This is a genomic window from Nocardiopsis sp. JB363 (assembly GCF_900143625.1).
Lineage (GTDB): Bacteria > Actinomycetota > Actinomycetes > Streptosporangiales > Streptosporangiaceae > Nocardiopsis.
Map to the genome: position 1 here is coordinate 1 of NZ_FRFF01000142.1, position 19513 is coordinate 19513.

The 19513-nt window shown below is 68.5% G+C and carries 18 protein-coding genes; 3 read left to right on the forward strand and 15 right to left on the reverse strand.

What is annotated here, in order from left to right:
• Nucleotides 1-274 precede the first annotated feature (274 nt).
• The 4 genes from BQ8420_RS23260 to BQ8420_RS23275 form a co-directional block, all read right to left on the reverse strand.
• Entirely contained in the window at nt 275-1021 is a 747-nt protein-coding gene (locus tag BQ8420_RS23260) for a hypothetical protein (protein ID WP_087101297.1), read from the reverse strand.
• A 441-nt stretch (nt 1022-1462) separates the two neighbouring features.
• Complete coding sequence (locus BQ8420_RS23265; protein WP_087101298.1) at nt 1463-2692, reverse strand: Dyp-type peroxidase; 1230 nt, start codon at nt 2690-2692, stop codon at nt 1463-1465.
• On the reverse strand, nt 2692-3282 hold the full coding sequence (locus BQ8420_RS23270) for a copper chaperone PCu(A)C (protein ID WP_087101299.1): 591 nt from the start codon (nt 3280-3282) through the stop codon (nt 2692-2694). The genes BQ8420_RS23265 and BQ8420_RS23270 overlap by 1 nt, the downstream gene beginning before the upstream one ends.
• Nucleotides 3279-3884 carry a copper resistance CopC family protein gene (locus BQ8420_RS23275; RefSeq protein WP_087101300.1) on the reverse strand — a complete coding sequence of 202 codons (606 nt, stop codon included), beginning with the start codon at nt 3882-3884 and terminating at the stop codon, nt 3279-3281. Before BQ8420_RS23275 ends, BQ8420_RS23270 begins: the two co-directional genes overlap by 4 nt.
• Nucleotides 3885-4105: 221 nt before the next feature.
• Here BQ8420_RS23275 and BQ8420_RS23280 point away from each other — a divergent pair, with 221 nt between their 5' ends.
• Nucleotides 4106-4342 carry a hypothetical protein gene (locus tag BQ8420_RS23280; protein WP_087101322.1) on the forward strand — a complete coding sequence of 79 codons (237 nt, stop codon included), beginning with the start codon at nt 4106-4108 and terminating at the stop codon, nt 4340-4342.
• 735 nt (nt 4343-5077) lie between these two features.
• Nucleotides 5078-6481, forward strand: coding sequence for a PepSY domain-containing protein (locus BQ8420_RS23285; protein ID WP_087101301.1), 1404 nt, complete (start codon nt 5078-5080; stop codon nt 6479-6481).
• 105 nt (nt 6482-6586) lie between these two features.
• Here BQ8420_RS23285 and BQ8420_RS23290 read toward each other — a convergent pair whose 3' ends face one another.
• The 5 genes from BQ8420_RS23290 to BQ8420_RS23310 form a co-directional block, all read right to left on the reverse strand.
• Nucleotides 6587-7498 (reverse strand): metal ABC transporter solute-binding protein, Zn/Mn family, encoded by a 912-nt coding sequence (locus BQ8420_RS23290; protein ID WP_087101302.1) that lies wholly within the window; start codon nt 7496-7498, stop codon nt 6587-6589.
• The gene (locus tag BQ8420_RS23295; RefSeq protein ID WP_235006438.1) at nt 7459-8316 is read right to left on the reverse strand and encodes a metal ABC transporter permease; all 858 of its coding nucleotides are present in this window, start codon (nt 8314-8316) and stop codon (nt 7459-7461) included. Before BQ8420_RS23295 ends, BQ8420_RS23290 begins: the two co-directional genes overlap by 40 nt.
• Complete coding sequence (locus tag BQ8420_RS23300) at nt 8313-8954, reverse strand: ATP-binding cassette domain-containing protein (protein WP_087101303.1); 642 nt, start codon at nt 8952-8954, stop codon at nt 8313-8315. Before BQ8420_RS23300 ends, BQ8420_RS23295 begins: the two co-directional genes overlap by 4 nt.
• A 222-nt stretch (nt 8955-9176) precedes the next feature.
• Nucleotides 9177-10781: a class I adenylate-forming enzyme family protein gene (locus tag BQ8420_RS23305; protein WP_087101304.1), complete on the reverse strand. Its 1605-nt coding sequence runs from the start codon at nt 10779-10781 to the stop codon at nt 9177-9179.
• Nucleotides 10778-12439, reverse strand: coding sequence for a CoA transferase (locus tag BQ8420_RS23310; protein ID WP_087101305.1), 1662 nt, complete (start codon nt 12437-12439; stop codon nt 10778-10780). The genes BQ8420_RS23305 and BQ8420_RS23310 overlap by 4 nt, the downstream gene beginning before the upstream one ends.
• 147 nt (nt 12440-12586) lie before the next feature.
• On the opposite strand from BQ8420_RS23310, the gene BQ8420_RS23315 reads away from it, so the two are divergent.
• Nucleotides 12587-13774, forward strand: a complete 1188-nt coding sequence (locus BQ8420_RS23315; RefSeq protein ID WP_087101306.1) for an acyl-CoA dehydrogenase family protein — start codon at nt 12587-12589, stop codon at nt 13772-13774.
• Here the strand turns inward: BQ8420_RS23315 and BQ8420_RS23320 are convergent.
• The 6 genes from BQ8420_RS23320 to BQ8420_RS23345 all read right to left on the reverse strand — a co-directional run bounded on the left by BQ8420_RS23320 (nt 13765) and on the right by BQ8420_RS23345 (nt 19510).
• Nucleotides 13765-14853 (reverse strand): hypothetical protein, encoded by a 1089-nt coding sequence (locus BQ8420_RS23320; protein ID WP_087101307.1) that lies wholly within the window; start codon nt 14851-14853, stop codon nt 13765-13767. The two genes, BQ8420_RS23315 and BQ8420_RS23320, sit on opposite strands and share 10 nt — an antisense overlap.
• On the reverse strand, nt 14843-16009 hold the full coding sequence (locus BQ8420_RS23325) for an MFS transporter (protein WP_160049401.1): 1167 nt from the start codon (nt 16007-16009) through the stop codon (nt 14843-14845). Before BQ8420_RS23325 ends, BQ8420_RS23320 begins: the two co-directional genes overlap by 11 nt.
• A gap of 532 nt (nt 16010-16541) precedes the next feature.
• On the reverse strand, nt 16542-16916 hold the full coding sequence (locus tag BQ8420_RS23330; protein WP_087101309.1) for a helix-turn-helix transcriptional regulator: 375 nt from the start codon (nt 16914-16916) through the stop codon (nt 16542-16544).
• 80 nt (nt 16917-16996) lie between these two features.
• Nucleotides 16997-17557 carry a copper chaperone PCu(A)C gene (locus tag BQ8420_RS23335; RefSeq protein ID WP_087101310.1) on the reverse strand — a complete coding sequence of 187 codons (561 nt, stop codon included), beginning with the start codon at nt 17555-17557 and terminating at the stop codon, nt 16997-16999.
• Between the two features lie 79 nt (nt 17558-17636).
• Nucleotides 17637-18848 (reverse strand): Dyp-type peroxidase, encoded by a 1212-nt coding sequence (locus tag BQ8420_RS23340; protein ID WP_087101324.1) that lies wholly within the window; start codon nt 18846-18848, stop codon nt 17637-17639.
• 50 nt (nt 18849-18898) lie between these two features.
• Complete coding sequence (locus BQ8420_RS23345) at nt 18899-19510, reverse strand: SCO family protein (RefSeq protein WP_087101311.1); 612 nt, start codon at nt 19508-19510, stop codon at nt 18899-18901.
• Nucleotides 19511-19513: the final 3 nt, after the last annotated feature.

Genomic DNA, 19513 nt, shown 5'->3' on the forward strand with positions numbered 1-19513 from the left:
GGGGTTTTGTGGCGCACCCGGCAGGATTCGAACCTGCGACCGTCGGATTAGAAGTCGTACCGTCACGTGTCACTTCGTACCGTTGTGTCACGCGCCATCCGAATCAGGATGTCGTCCTGTGCCACGTCGTGCCGTCTGCTGACGTCCCGGTCCAAAACTGCGGAGCACAAACGGAGCACACATGGTTGGTCGTCGCTGTCCGATGGAACTTCGCGAGATTCTCGAGCAGTCGTTCGTCTACTGTGGTGCGCACCGGCTCGTTCGGAATGGTGTCCTAACCCAGGCGTGGGACCCAGCCTTGGGGGCGACCGTTTTCGGCGGGTTTGACCTCGGCCTCGCATCCCTTGACCAGGCCGGTCGCACGTGCCACTGCCAGAGCGGCGGCCACGTCGAACTCGTCCTCCTCACAGTCCAGGTACTGCGAGTCCTGGCGTGCGGCGAAGACCAAGATCGCATCCAAAGCCAGGTGCCACTCCTCCTGGGTGCCAGCGCCCCGATCGGCCAGATCGAGTACGCGTTGCACGAGGAGGGACCCTTCCTGCCACTCGTCTGTCGAAGGCCATAGGTCAAGGAAATCCAGAACCTCCCTGATCGTGTCCTCCTCCGAGGACAGAGCCGTCAGGAGCAGGTTCAGCCCGTCGTTGTCGATGACGTCGGGATAGTCGATCCGGTCCCATGTGGCACCGTCCCACCAGTAGGCGAACGCCTGTTCACGCTGGTTCTCCAGCTCGGTGAACCAGGTCCAGGGCAGCCAGTCAGGGCCGGCATAGGGATCGAAGCCCTCGAGCTCGATGTGCTCGACGCACTCGCGCCCGGCACCGACCAGAACCCCACGTCCGCCCTGGAGTCGTGCGAGCCTCCACTCGTTTCCGCCCGCGCCGTCGTGGTGCACGACCGCGTCCGCATAAGTGTGCTGGTTTTCGCAGCCACCGGCTTCCAATGCGGCCAAGGTGGCGGCGCGGGCCCAGAGGGTGTGGAACGGGGGTAGGTCCTCGGGGCGTCCGGGGATGTGGAACTGCATGGGGGGCCTCAGGCTAGGGATGGGTTGCTTGGAGAAGTTACACGGCGGCTCCGTCAATCGGAGTGCGGCCTTGAACCGGCGCAGAGGAGCATCCAGGTGCTGTGTGCCGGGGATCGCCTCCCGTCACTCACAAGAGGGCCATCGCTGAACCTGGAGTAGTAGGTACTCGGTCGACGTGGTGTCGTTGCTGATGGCACGGGATGCAACGAGCTGTTTTTCTTGACTGACGCCTCGGAGCCCGGCGGAGCCTGCCAGCACGAGCATGGACGAGGTGTGGGTAAAAGACCTGGTCTCACCTCGGTCCCACCCTGGTCCCATCAGTTCACAGGGCCACTTGAGGTAATGCGAAGAAGCCCGTCTGAACTGGTGTTTTGTGGCGTACCCGGCAGGATTCGAACCTGCGACCGTCGGATTAGAAGGTCCCTGCGGGTCTTGTGCCGGTCAGGCCTCGAAGAGGGGTTGTCCGATGAATTCTCCTTCCCCGCAGCCCGGGGGTATGGCGAAGACCGCTGAGCCGATGTGGGTGATCCATTCATTGAGCAGGTCGAGTTCGTCCAGACGGCGCTGGATCGGGACGAACTGTCGTTCCGGGTCCTGCTGATAGCAGGCGAACAACAGCCCGGCGTCGCCCTCGGCGGCGGACTCGTAGTTGTAGGCCCGGCGGAAGATCCTCTCGTCGGGGTCTTCGGAGCGGGCTCGGCGGATGTGGGCGTACTCGGCGATCACCGGGAACCCCAGCGGGGTCACGGCGTCCAGATCCGGTTCGTCGTGCTCGTTCTCGCCGGTGAGAGGCGCCCCGTCGTCGAGGCGGCGACCCACGGAGTCCTCGCGGCCTGGGCGATCGAGACGGTCCCACTCGTCCAGGTCCATGGAGATACGGCGCAGGACCAGTGCGGTACCGCCGCGGAGCCAGCCCGGGGCGTCCTCCCCGCACCAGACCAGTGGGTCGAAGTCGTCGTCGGGTGGCTCGGGGTTCACGGTGCCGTCGACCTGCCCCATGAGGTTGCGCATGGTCGTACCTTCGGGTTCGGTTCCGTGGGAACGGCGGAAGCCGTCCTGGGACCAGCGCACCGTGGCGAAGGCCCGGGTGTCCTTGATCAGCATCCGGGCGGCATGGGAGAGGGTGAGCGGGTCATCGCAGCACACCTGGAGCAGGAGGTCCCCATGGGACCAGCGGTCCTGCAACCGGTCGGTCTCGAAGTCCGGCAATGGCCCCAACCATGGGGGGAGTGACCGCGGGTCGACCCGTTCGACCAGCCCTGGCCCGAAGCCCAGGGTGATGGTCAACCCGGCGGGGGAGAGCGCGAGTTCGGGTTCGGTGTCGGCCAGGGCGGATCGGCCCTGGGTGAGCCGGGTGGCGTCGTCGGTGAGCAGGGAAAGCAGTCGGCGCACGCCGTCGGCGTCGACGTCCCGATCCAGGTCGAGGCCGATGAACCGGGCATGAGCCTGGGGTGGGGTCGTGATCCCCGCCTGGTGCGGGCCGTGGAAGGGGTGGGTGCGCTCACCGTGCACCGAGTCCACTCCGGTCGCGGCCTCCTCGGAGGAGCGCAGGGAACGGACCAGGGCGTCACCGCCGCTGAGGGCCACCGCGCCCGCTCCGGCGGCCGCGGCACCGCCCAGCAGGACACTTCGGCGTGAGGGACGGGAGGTGTCTTCGGTGGGCTCGCGCATCAGTGGTCGTCATCCTCCCCGTGGTCGCCGTGGTCGTCAGTGTCTCCGTGGCCCTCATGGTCATCGTCGTAGTTCTCGTTGGCTCCCTCGAAATCCTTCACCGGGGCGGTGAACTCCTGAGTGGAGCCGTCCTCGAACTCCAGGGTGATGGTGACCTCCACGCCGGGTTCCAGGTCTTCGGTCAGATCCATGATCATGATGTGGTCGGCTCCGGGGGACAATTCGTGCTCGGCCCCGGCGGCCACGGAGAATCCGCCGTCCTTCTCCTGCATGACCATGTTGCCGTCGTCCCCGCTGACGACCTCGTGGAGCTCCACCATGGCGGAGACTTCTTCGGCGTGGGCGGCGGTGATGGTCGCGTCCTGGTCGCCTTCGTTGGTCAGGACGCCGAAGGCGGCGGTCATCCCCTCGTCGGCCGCGGCGGCCTTGACCCAGGGGTCGGAGACGGTGATCGCTTCGGCTTGGAGGACCGACTCCTCCTGAGCGGTGGCCGATTCCTCCTCGGGTGAGGCGGAGGAGCACGCTCCGAGGAACAACGCGGCGCCGACGGCGGCCGGGAACAGAAGGAATCGGGTGGTCAGGGCGGTCATCGTGTTTCCGTTTCTTCTGGGGTGTGCTGCGTCGCAGGCCGACGCTCTTGACCATTCGTGCGTCGCACGCGCAGGGCGCCCGCGTACAAAACGAGTCCGACCAGGGCTCCGATCAGTGCGAGTAACGCACCGCGCGGAAGACCGTTGGCGATAGCGGGCTCCCCCGCCTCACCGGCGACCTCTTCGTCCTCGTCGGGCTCCTCTGCCGGAGCCGCGTCCAGAGACGGTGGCGGGGGCCCGCCCTCTCCCACGTGGAAGGTGAAGGTTCCGCTGATGGGGTGGCCGTCGCTGGAGACGACGCGCCAGCGCACCGCGTACCCGCCGTCCGCCAGCTCGCCGGACGGTTCGACACTGACGTCCGTGCCCTCGACCAGCGGCTCGGTGGTGTCCACGGTCTCGGCCGCAGAGTCCAGGACGACCACCGCGGTGGAGACGTCCATCACCTCCCCGCTGAAGTTCAGGACGATCTCTCGCGGTGAGGAGCCCAGACGCTGCTCGTCCTCAGGGCTGGAGGAGAGCAGGGTGTCGTGGGCGAACGCCGGTGTCGGTGTGAGCAGCACGAGGGCGGCGATCGCACCGAGCAGGCGTGGGATGCCCCGCATGAAACCTCCTGGACGATTGCGACGGGACGGTCTTCATCAAGAGAAGTCGTCCAGGAGGCGAAGGTGGTTCCCGGTGGCTTTTCGACATCGCCCCGGGCATCCGCTTGCCGGGTCGTTCAAACCCGCAGACCGGTTCCCCGGCGGGAGGGGACAGTTCTGTGGCGTTCACGGCGGATTGGTGCGGACGGATCGGAGGGAGGACCTGGTTCGAGGTGATTCAGATGAGCAAACCACTCACGTCGCTTGAGCCCTTGGCCACGTTCTGCGGGAACTGTAACTGCGGATGCCCGCAACTGTGGTTCGACCAGGACGCGCCTTTGGAGAAGAAGGTCGTGTTGACCGACGACTTTGGTCAACGCGTCCAGATGAGCCAGGACCAGTTCCAGGACCTCATCGAGCAGGCGCGCTCAGGGGCGTTGGACGGCTTCGCCCATCCGGAAGGGGCTTCGCTGCCGTGAGGTCCCTCTGCGGGAGGCGCCCGGATCGCGTCCCGCGTTTCAAGGGCCTTCCCGATGAGGCCTCTGCCCTGTTCGTTTCTGTTTCGTTGGGAACTCTCGCGCTGCTGGGATCAGGCATGGCGATCGGATGGTTCGTGGGTGGTCCCGTCCCGTTGCTTGTCGGTCTGTTGCTGGGTGGGAACCTGGCTCTGCTCATCGGCGTGGTGGTGTTCGTGGCCGCGGGCCAGGGCTGAGAGCCCGCACCGGCGGACAGGGGACTTACGGGGATGGCATGAAGGACCTCTTACGGCGGGTCCCCAACCGAAGGGGCCCATGTCGGCGTGGGAGAGGTTTCGGCGGGGCGAAACCGAACGGTTCCGTCTCGGCCTGGGACTGATGTGGCCGAGGGGTCGACGCCGTGTACGGCACGGCCTCCGCCCTGTGGAGAACAGGCCCGTCCTCGGGGATCGGAGGGCTCCCCTTGGCCCATCGTCCCGGTTGCGAACCATCGATCGAGAGATGGTCGGAGACGGCCGCCCCACGTACTGACAGTCGTCTCGGAGAGGGAGTGGGTTCCCCTCCTGGCAATCTCCGCTCTCTTGGGTACTCACTCGTGGCGGTGGGCTGGTTCACGTTGTGTGGCTTTCTGGAACTTCGGGGCCTTCGAGGGCGACTGGTGAGGTAACGGACATCGGCGAGTGCTTTTCGACGGACCGAAGGCCGTTTCCCAGATGCCCAACCGAGGAACCCACGACCATGGCAGAGACCACCCCACCACCCGACACCGCGCAGGCGCGGCCCAACACATGGGCACTCCTGCGACCCCTGATTCTGCGCCTGCACTTCTACGCCGGTGTCTTCGTCGCGCCCTTCATCCTGGTCGCCGCGGTGTCCGGGCTGTTGTACGTGTGGACTCCGCAGTTGGAACAGGCCCTGTACACCGACCAATTGCACGTGGAACAGCAGGGCGAATCGATCACGCTCCAGGAACAGGTGTTGATCGCCCAGGAGGAGTTGCCCACGGGTGAGCTGAACGCGGTGCGTCCGGCCACGACCGCGACCGATTCGACCCGGGTGCTGTTCGATCTGCCAGAGCTTGGGGAGAGCCACCGGATGGCGGTCTTCGTCGACCCCTACGACGGTGACGTCCTAGGGGTGATGGAGTCCTACGGAACCAGTGGATCACTGCCCGCACGGACCTGGATCGACCTGTTGCACCGAACCCTGCACCTGGGGGACGCCGGGCGTCTGTACAGCGAACTCGCGGCCAGTTGGCTCTGGGTCGTGGCCGCTGGTGGAGCCGCGATGTGGATAGCCCGAAACCGGCGCCGACGTGGGCTTCGCCGGGCGCTCGTACCCCAGGTCACCTCGTCGAGGGGCCGTGCCCGCTCCCTGTCGGTTCATGGGACCTTCGGTCTGTGGGCGCTGATCGGCCTGTTCTTTCTCTCGGCGACCGGGCTCACCTGGTCTCAGCACGCCGGAACCAACATCACCGAACTCAGGGAGCGGCTGGCCTGGACCACACCTGCGGTCTCCATCGAGGAGGTCCCCCGAACGCCCGGGGTCGATCTGGGGATCGACCGCGCCCTCGACACGGCACGTGATCACGGCTTGGACGGTCTGGTGGAGGTGGCCGTGCCACAGGAGAGCACCTCCCTGTACACGGTGACCCAGATCGATCGGAGCTGGCCCTCCAGCGTGGACGCGGTGGCCATCGCCCCGGACACCGGAGAGGTCACCGACACGGTGCGCTTCGAGGACTACGGCCTGATGGCCAAGCTGAGCCGATGGGGGATCGACGCCCACATGGGGGTCCTCTTCGGGGTGCCGAACCAGATCGTGCTCACGGCTTTGGCGCTCGCTGTGATCACCGTGGTGGGCCTGGGATATCGGATGTGGTGGCAGCGGCGACCGACTCGGACGAGCGCGTGGAGCCTGGGCCGCCCCTACCCCCGGGGGAGCTTCCGCCTGTTGCCCTGGTGGCTGAAGGGTGTCGTGATCGCCGTCGTTGTCGGGGTCGGCTGGGCGCTACCCCTGCTGGGGCTCTCGCTCGTCGTGTTCCTCCTGGTGGATCTCGCCGTCGGCGCCTACCACCGTCGGCGAGGCTCCACCGGAGCCCCGACCGAGGATGCGCCGGCCTCGGTCGAATCGAAAGTGTAGATCTCTCTGTGAGGGCGGGGTGGAACCGAAGCCCGGTTCCACCCCGCGTCGTTGTGCCCCATGCGCCAAGGTGCGCGCCCCGCGGCGGAGCCGGCTGGAGAGACCCTAGTGAGAATCCTCGGCGTCTTCTTCCTCGCCGTGCTCGCCGTCTCCCCCATGGCCGCCGTCTTCACCGTGGCCATGATCGTGGCCGTGGCCGTCTCCTGATTCCGGTTCGGTCTCCTCACCGTTCAGGGCGGCGGCGATGGTGTGCGCGTTGGCCTCGTACAGGGCGATCAGGTCCAAGTCCTCGCCCGGGTAGTTGGCGATCCCGATCTGGATGGCCTCACTGTCGGGCAGGACGCGACCGGTGGACATGTGCGAGTTCTCGAACACCAACTGTGGTTCGGCTCCGGTGAGGTCGGCCACGTCGCCAGGGCTGAGCTGGTCCGGCCCGTAGGTCTGCTCCGGATCGATGCCCGCGAGCTGGGCGGCCCAGGTCACGTAGACCTGCGCTACAGCGACCGGCTGTTCGCCGTCGGGCCACTGCGCCTGGAGATCGGTGGAGATGCGCTCACGTTCGGAGTCGAACCCTGTCAGCCATTCCTCGGCTTGCTCGCCGGTGCCGAACAGTTCTCCCAAGCGGGTGACCTCGGAGGTGATGGTGTCCGCGCTGTTGTCCAGGTCGACCTCGACGGTCTCGGCGTCGGCTCCGGCAGCCTCGGTGATCTGTTCCGCGAAGGGCTCGAAAGGGCTGTAAAGCACGAAGTCGGCGTCGGCGACAGCGGCCAGATCCGAGGCCGCCGGCTCGTACTCGGGTGCGTGCTGCACGTCGCCCGGCACGATGACCGTGACGTCCTGGGCCCCGGCGGCCGTGGCGAAGGCACCCTGCCAGGTGGTGGTGGCCACGACCACCGGAGTGTCGGCGTCGACGTTCGCGTCGGAGGTGTCCCCGCCTTCTGACGTGGCGCACCCGACCAGCAACAGGGCGGTACCGGTCAGTGCGAGTGCGTGGACACGGCCTCGATGTGATGCCATGAGCGTTTCCTTTCGGGGATGAGGTGGACGGCGACGGTGATCACGCCGGCCGTTAGGACCAGGACCGGTCCCGGTGGGAGGTCTAGTAGGAGGGCGAGGGCGAACCCACCCGTCGCGCTCATCAGGCCGAACGCGACCGCCCACACCGCGATCGAGGTGAGGGAGGCTCCCAGACGGCGCGCGGCCAGGGCGGGCAGGATGGTCAGGGCGTCCACCAGGAGTGCCCCGGTCAGCCGGATCGCTCCGGCCACGGCCACGGCCACGATGACCAGCAGGACGATCGTGAACAGCCGTACGGGCACCCCGCTGACCAGGGCCAGTTCGCGGTCGTGCAGCAACAGGGCCAGATGGCGCCGGAACGCCACGAACAACACGGGCACGATCACCGCGAGGACTCCGAGGATGACCAGGTCCACGGTGCGCACCGACAGGATCGAGCCCCACAGCAGCGCGAAGGCGCTGGCGGCGTTGACGCCGGACACCGCGATGAGGAGAAGGGCGGCGGCCATCGCCAGACTCATCAGAAGCCCCATGCCTCCCGAGAGCCCTCCGGGGCGGTCCGCGAGCGGGCTGACCGCCGCTCCCGCCAGGGCACAGGCGACCAACGCGCACAGTGTCGGGTCCAGGCCGGTGAGCAGTCCCACCGCGATGCCGAGAAGAGCCACGTGCATCATCGCGAACCGCACCGGCATGATGTCCAGGCCCACGATGATCACGCCCACGAGCGGGAGCCCGACGGCTCCCAGGAACAGTCCCAGAGCCGCTCGCTGTACGGCGGGCATGGTCAACAGAGCGGTCAGGGTTTCCAGGTCGTTCACGCGACCTCCCGAAGGCTGCCCGCGGCCATCTCCAAGCGGCGGTCACAGGCAGCGGCCAGGTCGGGGTCGTGGGTGACGACCAGCACGGTCACGCCGAGCCCGAGAAGATAGGAGCGGGCCTCGGCGCGCGCTTCGAAGTCCAGGGCCGCAGTGGGTTCGTCGGCCAGGACCACGCGGGCACCATCGGCGACCGACCCGGCGATCCTGGCCAGGTGCACCCGCTGGAACTGCCCGCCCGAGAGGGTGGACACGGGCCGTTCGAGCAGAGTGCCCACACCGAGGTCACGGGCGGCGTCCCTGGCCGCGGGGTGCCCGCCGGGGCCGTCTAACAGCTCGCGTACGAGCAAGGGGAACGAACCGGGTGATTGCCGTTGCGGTATCCAAGCGCATTCACGTCTGCGACGGGTCCAGTCACGGCCGGTGCGTGCGACGTGACCGTCCACGGCGATCGTCCCTCCGGTGTCGCGGTGCAGACCCAGTACGGCGCGCAGCAGGGTGGACTTGCCTGAGCCGTTGGTGCCCACGAGGGCCACACGGGTGTCGGCCTCCACTTCCAAGTCCACGTCGGCCACCGCTCGGACCGAGCCGTGGGTGCAGGACAGCGCCGTGATCCGGATACCGGCTCCGCGCGGGGGCATACACTTCTCGCCTTCGTGTGCTGGGGGCGTCACCTTCACGGTCGTCGTATGAGGCTCGGAAGTTCCCGCGCGGTGGAGGGGAACCTCGGGGATTTTTCGCTCGGGCACGGCTGACGATCACGTTCGGTGCACGGGTGGAGAGCCGTGGTGCGTTGGCCTGCCAGGTCGCGAGTGCCGGCACGGGATAGGTCGGCGGTGGGGCCGTCACCCCACCGCCGACTCTCACCCGACCAGACGCCTTAGCGCGTCGCGATCGACCTTTCCTGCGGGATTGAGGGGCAGAGCGCCCACGATGACGATCGACTCCGGGAACTTGTGGGAATCCAGGCCGTGCTCCTTCAGATACGCCGTCAGTTCCGCGAGTGAAGGCTCCACGCCGTCGGAACCCAGGACCAGAGCCGCGGAGAGGCGCTCACCCATCAGCGGGTCCGGGACACCGAAGCAGCACACGTCGGCGATGTCGGGATGGGTGCGCACGCAAGCCTCGACTTCGACCGGGCTGATGTTGGCACCACCCCGAATCACCACGTCCTTGAGCCTGCCCACCACACGCAGCCGCCCCTGGGAGTCGAAGGCTCCGAGGTCGCCGGTGCGCACCCAGCCGTCCGGGGTGCGATAGCGCCGGTCGAGGGCGGAGTCGCTCACGTAACATAGGGGGCTCATCGGTCCCAGAGCGATGATCTCACCGGTGGTGCCAGAGGGGACCTCACACAGCTGATCGTCCACGACGCGGATGTCGACCACGCTCGGATCCGGTACCCCGACGGGTCGCCCCGGCCCTGATTCGTCGCAGGGATCGCCGGACAGGCCGGTGTGGCAGTTCACGCCGTCCGCCGACCCGTAGAGGTTCACCACGGGACCGCCGAAGACCGTCTTCGCCCTTCGGGCGGTGGCGGCGTCCAAGGGGGCTCCGCCCAGAACCAGTGTGGTGGGTTGGATCGGTCGGTTCTCGTCTGCGAGGTCGAGCAGCATCCTGACCATGGTGGGGACGCCCAACAGATGGGTGGGTCGATGCCGGTCGAGGTAGCTCAGAGTGCGCTCGGTTTCGAAGCGGTGGTTCAGGACCAGGGTGCCTCCGTGCCGTGCCAGGGTGACCGATGTGCCGTTGCTTCCGAACGCCGACCCCAAGGGCACCAGGAAGTAGGCCCGCAGCGTGTCTTGGCCGTGGTTCAGCGAGGCCATGAAGTTTCCGCGCCCGCCCGCGAGGGCGTCGTGGGAGTAGGCCACCATCTTGGGTTCGGCTTCCGAACCGGAGGAGACCAGAATGCGTGCGGCCGACCCCGGATCCACCACGGGCAGATCCGACTCCTCAACGGGGCGAGCCACCGTCATCGGCCCGCCGGTGTGCGGGTCGGCCGCTACCAGCCACCGCAGTTCGGGCAGACCGGACCGTAGTCCCCGAGCGGCTTGGTAGGGGCTGCGGCCGCGGTGTTCGGTGGCGGCCACCAGCACCGTGGCGCGGCTGCGCCTCAGTAGGGAGTCCACCTCTTTGGGGCCGCGGTCGATCGGGAACGCGAGGCAGACTCCGCCCACCGCCGCCACGGCCAGTTCGGTTGCCGCAGCCAAGGCGCTGTTGGGCAGTTGCACGGCCACGACCTGGCCCGGTTCCACACCGAGCTCCAATAGGTGACCGGCGATCTTGAGCACCTGGGTGCGCAGTGCGGCGTAGGTGACCTGTCCGTGGTCGTCGATCACGGCCGTGCGATCCGGGTGCGCCATAGCGGTGTACCGGAAGAGGTCGTGGATTCCGCGTCCCAGGTAATGGCCTTGTTCTGCCCACCGCTTGCGTAGCTCAGCGGGTACGAGGTCGGGGAAGGCCGTGGTCATGCCACCTCCCAGGGGGAGCGGACGGTCAGACAGCCCTGGCCGGTCCTGGTCAAGAGGTCGGCCAGCGCCGGTTCGTGTTCCAGCTCGGGCAGCCGCTCGGTGACCGCGAGGCGGAGACCGGATCCATCCGTGTCCCACCCGTCTTCTGTTCGCCGGAGGGACTGTGTGTCGGCTCGCCGGGCGCTGGACAGGAGCCGGGACGCACCGAGCAGGGAGCTCTCGACGGCAACCCCGCCGCCGGAAACCTGCCGGTGGACCAGCGCGGCGGTGACGGCCTGAGCCCCGAGGAAACCGCCCAGCACGTCCAGAACGGTCATCAGGGACGCCACCGTCCGCCCGGCCCCGTCGACTGAAGGGCTGGTCAGACCCGTCTCGGCCTGGACCATGAAATCGGTTCCCGGGGGCAGATCGTCGGCCGCTTCGCCCCACCCCGAGGTGTAGGCGTGGACCAGTGACGGGTTCACCCGGGAGAGGGAGCCGGCGCACAACCCGAGTTCCTCGGCTTTGCCCGGAGCCCAGTTGTGCAGGAACACATCCGACTCACGGACCAACTCCCGCAGTTCCGCACGGCCCAACGAGGTCTTGATGTCCACCTGCACCGCGTCCTTGCCGTGGTTGAGCGCCAACCACCGGGCAGAGATCTCACCGCTCATGGGGGGCATCCCCCGTAGCGGGTCGCCACCGGGTGGCTCCACCCGCACCACCGACGCGCCCAGCAGCCGGAGCAGGTGGGCGGTCAGAGGTGCCTGGATGCGTCGGCCCGCCTCAAGCACCGTCAGGCCTTGCAGCGGCAGACCTTGCCGGGTGGGGGAGAGGCGTTCACGATCCCCGGCGGTGAGCGGATTCAGGGTCCACAGGCCACCGGAAGCAGAGGCCGGCGGTGTCGGTGTGTCAAGCCGTACCAGACCGACTCCGTTCTCCTCGGCCGCCCGGCTGATGCGTTCCCACTCATTGGCCGTCGCAGCATCGGCCAGCTCGGACGGCAAGGGTGCGCAGGCGGTCGCGTAGCGGAACTGGAACGGGGCCCAGCCGCGTGCGATCGCCGGGGTCGCCGCTCCCAGGGTGTGCCAGAAACGGGCCCAGGGTTCGGTGGTGAGGGACTCGATCTCGAAGTCCACCCCGTCGCTGCTGGTGAAGGTCGCCGTCCCCGGGGCCAAGGGGACGGCTTCGGAATCGTCGGCGGTCGCCGCGGCCAGGTACTGGGAGACGGTCATCAGAGCGCAGGCATCGGCGCGGGTGCTGATGGTGGTGGGAACGCCGGAGCGCAAGCGGGTCAACTGCGCGGCGAACAGGCCGGTCAGGTGCGCCGTCACGGCCGTGCGCGTCACGTAGTCGAAGGGGAGGGGACGCGGTGCACCGAAACGGCGGCCGTGTACCGCCATGAGTCCGCAGCGTGCCTGGAGGGTCAGCTCGTCGCTGGGGGTTCCCACCGATCCGGTCCAGGTCAGTCGAGACTTCGCGCCTGCCTCCAGTTCCAGTTCGGAACCGTCCGCTATTCGGGGGGTGTTTCGTGAACTCGTGGGAGATCCACCGGCCGGGGCAGCGGCTCCCAGCAGGCGCAGGGCGGCGTCCGTGTGCCGGTGGAGCGGACCCCGGCCTCGGTGCCCGGTGAGCGCTGCCAAAGGTGGGGGAGAGTGGATGGGGAGGCTTGCCGTCATGCTGCTCCTCGCGGAGTGTCCGACTGGGGCGAATATCGGTCCGGGACAGGGAACTGATCACCTGTCCGTTCCGACCTATCTGTCGCACCTAGATGTCGTCGCGTGGCCCCGTGGGGTTCCCGCGTCCGGAGAACGAGTGAGGCACCGATGGGACAGCGGCCCGCCGCGGCACCTGGCCAGGATCGCGAACTGATCGAGCGGGTGGCGACGTTTGTACGCCAGAGGATCCACCCCTGGGAGAGCGAGCTCGACCGCGATGACGAACAGGCCGACGCACGGTTGGCACAGCTGTGCGAAGAGGCACAGGCGGCAGGGCTGTGGGCCCTGCCCCTGCCGTGCGAGCTCGGAGGCGGAGGGTGGGGCCTGGAGCGCTACGCCGCGATGGCCGTGGTCGAGGGGCGCAGTGAGCACGGGCCCGCCGCGCTGGGGTCCGCCTCGCTTTTGGACGTGCGCACACTGACCGAGCATGGGAGCCCGGTCGTGCGCGAGCGCTACCTGGAGCCGCTGGTATCGGGAGCGGACACAGCGTGCTTCGCCATGACCGAACCCGGAGCCCGCGGCTCCGACCCCGACACCATCAGCACTCGTGCCCACCGCCGCGTGGGTTCCTTCGAGATCAACGGACGCAAATGGTTCGTCACCGGGGCGCGCAGGGCCGACCTCGTGCTCGTGATCGCGCGCACCGCGGCCCCCGACCCCTCAATCGGTCCGGGGCACGGTTTGACGGTCCTCGCCGTTCCGGCGAACAGCCCGGGTCTTCGTATCGAACGCGAACTGCCCGTCTGGGGAGCGGGCGGGCAGTACGAACTCCGTTTCGACAACGTTCGCGTCGGCGCCGAGCACGTGCTCGGCGAAGTCGACCTTGGCGTGCGCGTGGCCGCCTCACGCATCGCCCTGGGGCGTACCCTGCGGTCACTGCGCTGGATCGGCCAGGCCGAACGCGCCTTCGAGCTTCTCCTGGAGCGGGCCCGCGACACCACCAGGGCCCCTTCGGCGCTGGGGGACCACCAACTGGTCCAGCGTTTGGTCTTCGAATCCCAGCTGGCTCTGAGTTCGTCTCGCGCTCTGGTCGAGGCGGCGGTCCGCGCCGTGAACGACCCGACCACCGATCCAGGGCGTACGGCGGTGCCACTGGCCAAGGTCGCGGCCTCACGCGCGCTGGACACCGTCGCCGACGCGGCGGCCCAGGTCTACGGGGCCGAAGGGCTGGGCCCGGACACGGCGCTGCCCCGGCTGCAGCGCGCCGCTCGCCAGGCACGGGTTCTGGACGGGGCCGACGAGGTCCACGTCTCCGGTGTGGCGCGCCGCCTCCTTCGCGGCAGGTCTCAACACTGATCTGCGGGTACCGATCCCTCGATCACGGCCAGCGCAAGGGCCAGGAAGAAGTCGCCCCAGACCGATTCGACACCGGTCACCAGACCCTGGCGTGTGTCGTAGGAACCTCCGGTCAGTCCGCCGCCGTCCGGGGCCATGCACCACTCGACCAGGGTCCGGATGATCCGGTAGGCCCGCTCGCGTGCGTCTTGGGCGTAACCCGGGGTGCGGAGATGGTCGGCCAGTCGTAGTAGGGCCGCTGCCTCGATCGCCGCCGCTCCCGTGTCACCGGCGAGGCCACCTGCCTCCTCAGCGCACGGAACCAGTGGGGCTCTCGTGCTGAGCAGGCCGGTCAGGAACGGATCCTGTGGGGAGATGACCCCGAGGCCGACGGCGTCGGCGAAGGCGGTGACCAACCAGGCCCGCCCGCGTGACCAGTAGGGTGCGGCCTCCGACACCGGCGCTGAGTCGTCGAGGCCGTGGTCGGGGACGAGCGTCCGACCGTCCCAGCAGCGACGCAGATGACCGCGCAGATGCTCCACGCCTCGACGCGCGGATTCGGGGGTGCTCCCCGGCGCGTGACTCATCAACGGTGCCACTCCGGGGGCGCCGTCCACTCGGACACGGTTTCCCGGACCACCGAACGCGTCTCCCCAGGGGACCACGCCGTGTGCCGGTGAGAAATGGCCGAGCAGCGAGCGCGCGGCCAGCCCGGCACCGTTTTCCAGATGCGCCCGGTCCTGCAACGGGAGCAGCCGCGACAGCGCGAGGGGGTACCAGAAGATCAGCCCGCGCGTGGCGGTGTTCGCGCACGACCAGACCTCCAGGGCCTCATGTACCTGTCGTGCCTGCGATACGTGTAGCGGATCGCCGGAGCGCAGAGCCCGAATCCACAGCAGACCGGTCCACATGCCACCGGTCCAGGAGCCTCGGCGGCTGGAAACCCAGTCCTGACCCACGGTCCGGTACAGCGGGAAGCGTCCGTCCAGACCGGCATGGGAACGGGTGACCCCCGACAGGAGACCGTCCAGGGCGCGTCCGGCCCAGAGGGGAGAGCATACGTCCCCGGATACGGTGAAGTCGTTGCGTTCAGTGCCCACGAGGCCGATCCCTCCAGGGTCGCCGGGCCGCGATGGCGGCCGCGCACACCAGGGCGACCGCGGGCCACAGCCAGGCTGTTCCGTACCCCCATGCCTGGGCCACCAGACCCAACACGGCCGGCCCCACCGCGAAGCCCGTGAAGAACCCGGCCGCGACCCATGCGCTGGCCCGTCCGACCGAGGAGGGGGAGACCCCTGACACCACGGCCACCATCGACACCGCGTTCGCCGCCACGGCCAAACCGCCCACGACCAGAGCGGCCAACCACACCAGAGGCCCCCACCAGAGCGAGGCCCACAACAGAACCGGCCCCGCGGCCGCCCCAGCGGCCAGGGGAGCCAACAGCGGGGTGGCTCCCGACCGGGCGGCCCTGCCGGTCCAGAAGACCCGCCCGGCCACTCCCGCGGCCCCCAGGACCGCCAGCAGCGCGCCTCCCTGCACAGCGGACAGTCCCAGGTCCGTTGTGGAGAACAGGGTCAGATGAGCGTTGACCGAGGAGACCCCCACTCCCAGGAACACGGAGAAGAAGGCCAGCGGGGCCACCTGCGACCACGTCGGCGGTGCTTCGGGAGCCAGGGACCGTTCCGCTCCCCGAGGCAGCTCCACCAGGGCCCACAACGCCAATACCAGGGAACCAACCGCCAGCGACGCCATAGCCGCACGCCAGCCGATGGTTGCCGCGGTCAACACCAGGGGAACCCCCGCGACCAGGGCACCCAGCTGGACCCCGGACTGCTTCCAACCGATGACCTTCGCCCTGCGCCCACCGACGAACAACGCCGAGACCGCCTTGTTGGAGGCCGGGTTGGCCAGAGCCTGGGCGACGCCGCCCAGCGCCAGAGCACAGGCCAGTCCGAGGCCGTCGCGGGCCGCTGACGCCAATCCCAGGGCGAGGGCATTGGTCACCAGCAGCGCCGCCGTGCACGTGCGCGCACCCCAACGGTCCGCCAGCCTCCCAGCCCAGGGAGAGAACACCGCAGCCACAGCGAAACCGGCTCCGGCGGCACCGCCGAGTGCGGCCGGGCCGATTCCCAGTTCCGGGCCGATCGACGGGGCCAGCGCGGCCACCGCGAACAACTGAAGCATCGACCAGGCCATCACCAGAGTGAGCAGGAGCGTCAGCGTGGCGTCGCGCCGCGCTCGTCTTCCAGTCATCGCACCGCGGGTGGCCGGCCATCGGTACCGCGGTGTGTCAGCGGGTTTCCCTGATGCCCGATCGTGTGACTCGGCACTCGGCATTTTCTCTTGCTCCGTCTCGTCGAGGGCGAACCGGTCCCGCTCATTCCCGCTCCCCCGAGCTGCGAGCCGAGGGTCGGTCTTCGCGCGCTCTGCCGTCGCGGGTGATCGTGATGAGGAAAAGCCGAGGGGGTATTCGGGACCGCGCTTGCCCGAACACCCCCATGAGATCCGACCATCGTCCACACACCTGTCCCGGTGGCCGTATGCGGTGGACCGAGGTGACCGCGGTACCGCGACCGGGCTGGTGGAGTAGGCCGGATCTCGGATCGATTCGCGTGTGTCCAGCGGCGGAGGCTCCGTGTTTCCTCGATGCCGCGGGATTCGGTACACCGGACCGTCCTCTGTGGCGAGCGCAACCGAACGCTCACAGTAGAAGTCGTCCCTGTCGGCGGAGGGGTTCCCGACCATCGAGAGTTTTCCCGGTCGTCGGTCGGTACCGCCGTGGTGCTCACCCCTGTCCTTGCGCCGGGTCTTCCGGCTCCGGGACCAACAGGCCCAGGAGTTCCACGGCCAGGGGCCGGAGCCGGTACAGGATCACCGTCCCTTCCCGTCGTGAGCCCACGAGGGCGGCCGCGCGCAGCCGCCGTAGATGATGGGAGGCCAGGTTCTGCCGGATCGAGCAGATCCAGGCCAGATCGCTGACACAGAGCTCACCGGCTCCCTTGAGCGCTAGGGAGATACGCAACCGGGTCGGGTCCGCGAAGGCACGTGCGGTCTCGATGACCGCCTCGACCCCCTCTGCGTTCGGCAGGGCTGCTCTGGCGGATTCCGCCTCCGGGGACGCCAACCGGACCAGTTCCGGCGGGGCTGGCTCTGGACTCATCGCGTCGCCGACGGAAGACGGCCGGCGGCGGTCGGAGCCTCTGCGATGGTTTGCGCGCGGAAGCGCTACCCGGCGGTTGTTCAGTGGTGCCCCCCGTGCCCGTGATCCGTGTCGTGGTGACCGTCACCGCTGCCCAGCGGCTCGACCGGTACATCGAACTCGACCACCGCACCGCTGCCGAACCCAAGGGTCACGGAGATCTCCTCTCCCGGTTCGAGTGGGGTGTCGATGTCGTTGATCATGATGTGGTGGCCGCCGTCCACGAGCTCGGTCGACCCTCCCGCGGGGAGGGGGATCTCCTCGACCACTCGCATCTGCGCGGCCCCCGATTCCGTGGTCTCGGTACTGCACAGGTCGGCGTCCTCCGAGGCGCTCGTGGACACGTCCACGATCGGGTCGTCGGACTCGGAGGTGTTGTGCGCCCGTAGATAGAGCACGCCGACCTCGGGATTGGCCGGTTCGGGGATCCACGCCTCGGTGATCCGGATATGTTCCTGTTCGGCCTGGCCCCTGTCATCGTGCTCGGATCCGTGGGCTTGGACCTCGTCGGGTGCACCACACGCGGTCAGCCCCACGACGAAAAGGGACGCCGTGGCGAGCGCGGCGGCCCGGCGGCCGCCGGTGAAGGTGTGACCGTTCATGTGTCTTCCGTTTCTGCGGGAGCATCTCTTCTCCTCTATGAAGTCGTTCGCACGCGGTCCGAAGTTCCGGCCGAAGGCATCACTCACCGAACAGCTCCTGACCGACCCATGTTTGTCGGCCTCCGACCTGTGGGACCGCGAAAAGCGCGCTTCCCTCCTGCCGGATGAAGGGGTTCAGCGCGTCCTCGCCCTCATCCATGGCCCTCTGCACCGGAATGAACCCCGATGCGGGATCGGCCTGCCATGCGGTGAACAGCAGGCCTGCCTGCCGAACCCCGTCGGAGTCCCAACCCAGGTCGAAATTGAATCCCCGCCGGAGCATGCGTGCCCCCAACGTGTTCTCCGAGCTGGTGAGCCGAATATGCGCGTTGGCCGGGATCATCGGCGACCCGTCCTCGTTCCGGGCGGCCAGGTCGGGGCGGCTTCCCTCCTCCTGCCCTCCCAACGGGGCGCCGTTGCTCAGATGCCGCCCGATGACCGCTTCCCGGGAGGACAGGTCGATCGCGGACCAGTCCCGCAGGAGCATCCGGATACGCCGCACCACCACGTAGCTCCCACCGGCCATCCAGGTGAATCCGGGCTCGGTGTGGGAGGCCAAGACCTGGGAGGTGAACAGAGTTTGGTCGGGCTCGGGGTTGACGGTGCCGTCGATCTGCCCCATCAGGTTGCGAGGGGTGTCCGCGGGATCGGAGGCGACCGCCGCCGACCTCTGGAACCCGGGCAGCGACCAGCGCACGCGCACATCGTCGTCGAGCACTCCCAGCAAGTGTTCGATCGCCGAGCTGACCACGAGGGCGTCCTCTGCCCCCACATGGACGAGCAGGTCGCCCCCGCACCAGGACGGCGTCAAACGGTCGGAGGTAAAGGCGGGAAGGTCCGCCAGAGCCGGCGGCACACGCTCGGCCAGGCCAGCCTTGCGCAGCAACCCGGAACCCAGACCCAAGCTCACTCCGAGAGAGGCCGGACGGAGCCCCGCCGACGCCGAACCCTGCGCACGGGAGGCGGGGCCGTGTTCCTGTATCTCCCGAGCCTCCTCGCTCAATACGGGTAGGGCCGTCCGCGCGGCCGAGCGCACCTCCTCGGGACCGGAGCTCTCGCCCAGGTCCAGCGCGACGAGGTGTACATGGCAGGGCGTGGGTGTCCGCAGCGCAGCCGGGACCCCGTCGAGCGGCCCTCCGCGTGAGCGCGCGGCTGACAGGGCTGCCTCAGCACCCGAGGTCCCGCTCCCGCCGCCGACAGCCGCGCCGACCAGTGCGCCGCTGCCCAGTCCTGCGAATCCGGCCGCACCCATCCCGTACAGCAGATGCCTCCGGGAGAGGTTCTCGCCGGCCCTGTCGGTCGTCACAGCAGGTCCTGCGCGAGTGCGGGCAACAGCGCAGCGATGTCGGCGGCTTCGGTGCCCTCATCGAACATCCCGGCGGCCTCGCCGCCCGGGAGCAGGACGATCACGCGTCCACCGTGGGTGACCAGGTACTGTCCCTCCACCTCCTGGGGAGGTTCGACCGGGATGCCGTAATCCTGGGCCGCCTGGACCGTGGCGTCGATGTCCCCGCGCACTCCATGGAACGAGGGATCGAACCGGTCGATCCATCCGCGCAACTGCTCGGGTGTGTCACGCGCGGGGTCGGTGGTGACCATGGCGACGTCGTAGGACCGGGCGGTCTCACCTGCCTCTTCCAGAGCGAGGTTGATGTCGGCCATGGTCATCGGGCAGACATCGGGGCAGCTGGTGTATCCGAAGAAGAGCAGGGTCAACCGGTCCGCGGCGACGTCGCCGAAGGACCAGGGCTGCCCGTCGAGTGTCTCGAGTTCGATGGTGGAGGCTGACATCGGCTGGTCGGAGAGGTCCATGTAGTACTCCGCGCCGCTGACCGGGTCATCGGAGGCACAAGCGGTCAGACTGGTCAGCAGGGCCAGGCCCAGAGCCGCCAGGAGCGTTTTCGTCGCGGTCATGTG

Coding starts and splice junctions, on each gene's coding strand:
- BQ8420_RS23260 (WP_087101297.1), bottom strand. CDS start 1,021: ATGCAGTTCCACATCCCCGGACGCCCCGAGGACCTACCCCCGTTCCAC.
- BQ8420_RS23265 (WP_087101298.1), bottom strand. CDS start 2,692: ATGCGCGAGCCCACCGAAGACACCTCCCGTCCCTCACGCCGAAGTGTC.
- BQ8420_RS23270 (WP_087101299.1), bottom strand. CDS start 3,282: ATGACCGCCCTGACCACCCGATTCCTTCTGTTCCCGGCCGCCGTCGGC.
- BQ8420_RS23275 (WP_087101300.1), bottom strand. CDS start 3,884: ATGCGGGGCATCCCACGCCTGCTCGGTGCGATCGCCGCCCTCGTGCTG.
- BQ8420_RS23280 (WP_087101322.1), top strand. CDS start 4,106: ATGAGCAAACCACTCACGTCGCTTGAGCCCTTGGCCACGTTCTGCGGG.
- BQ8420_RS23285 (WP_087101301.1), top strand. CDS start 5,078: ATGGCAGAGACCACCCCACCACCCGACACCGCGCAGGCGCGGCCCAAC.
- BQ8420_RS23290 (WP_087101302.1), bottom strand. CDS start 7,498: ATGGCATCACATCGAGGCCGTGTCCACGCACTCGCACTGACCGGTACC.
- BQ8420_RS23300 (WP_087101303.1), bottom strand. CDS start 8,954: ATGCCCCCGCGCGGAGCCGGTATCCGGATCACGGCGCTGTCCTGCACC.
- BQ8420_RS23305 (WP_087101304.1), bottom strand. CDS start 10,781: ATGACCACGGCCTTCCCCGACCTCGTACCCGCTGAGCTACGCAAGCGG.
- BQ8420_RS23310 (WP_087101305.1), bottom strand. CDS start 12,439: ATGACGGCAAGCCTCCCCATCCACTCTCCCCCACCTTTGGCAGCGCTC.
- BQ8420_RS23315 (WP_087101306.1), top strand. CDS start 12,587: ATGGGACAGCGGCCCGCCGCGGCACCTGGCCAGGATCGCGAACTGATC.
- BQ8420_RS23325 (WP_160049401.1), bottom strand. CDS start 16,009: ATGACTGGAAGACGAGCGCGGCGCGACGCCACGCTGACGCTCCTGCTC.
- BQ8420_RS23330 (WP_087101309.1), bottom strand. CDS start 16,916: ATGAGTCCAGAGCCAGCCCCGCCGGAACTGGTCCGGTTGGCGTCCCCG.
- BQ8420_RS23335 (WP_087101310.1), bottom strand. CDS start 17,557: ATGAACGGTCACACCTTCACCGGCGGCCGCCGGGCCGCCGCGCTCGCC.
- BQ8420_RS23340 (WP_087101324.1), bottom strand. CDS start 18,848: ATGGGTGCGGCCGGATTCGCAGGACTGGGCAGCGGCGCACTGGTCGGC.
- BQ8420_RS23345 (WP_087101311.1), bottom strand. CDS start 19,510: ATGACCGCGACGAAAACGCTCCTGGCGGCTCTGGGCCTGGCCCTGCTG.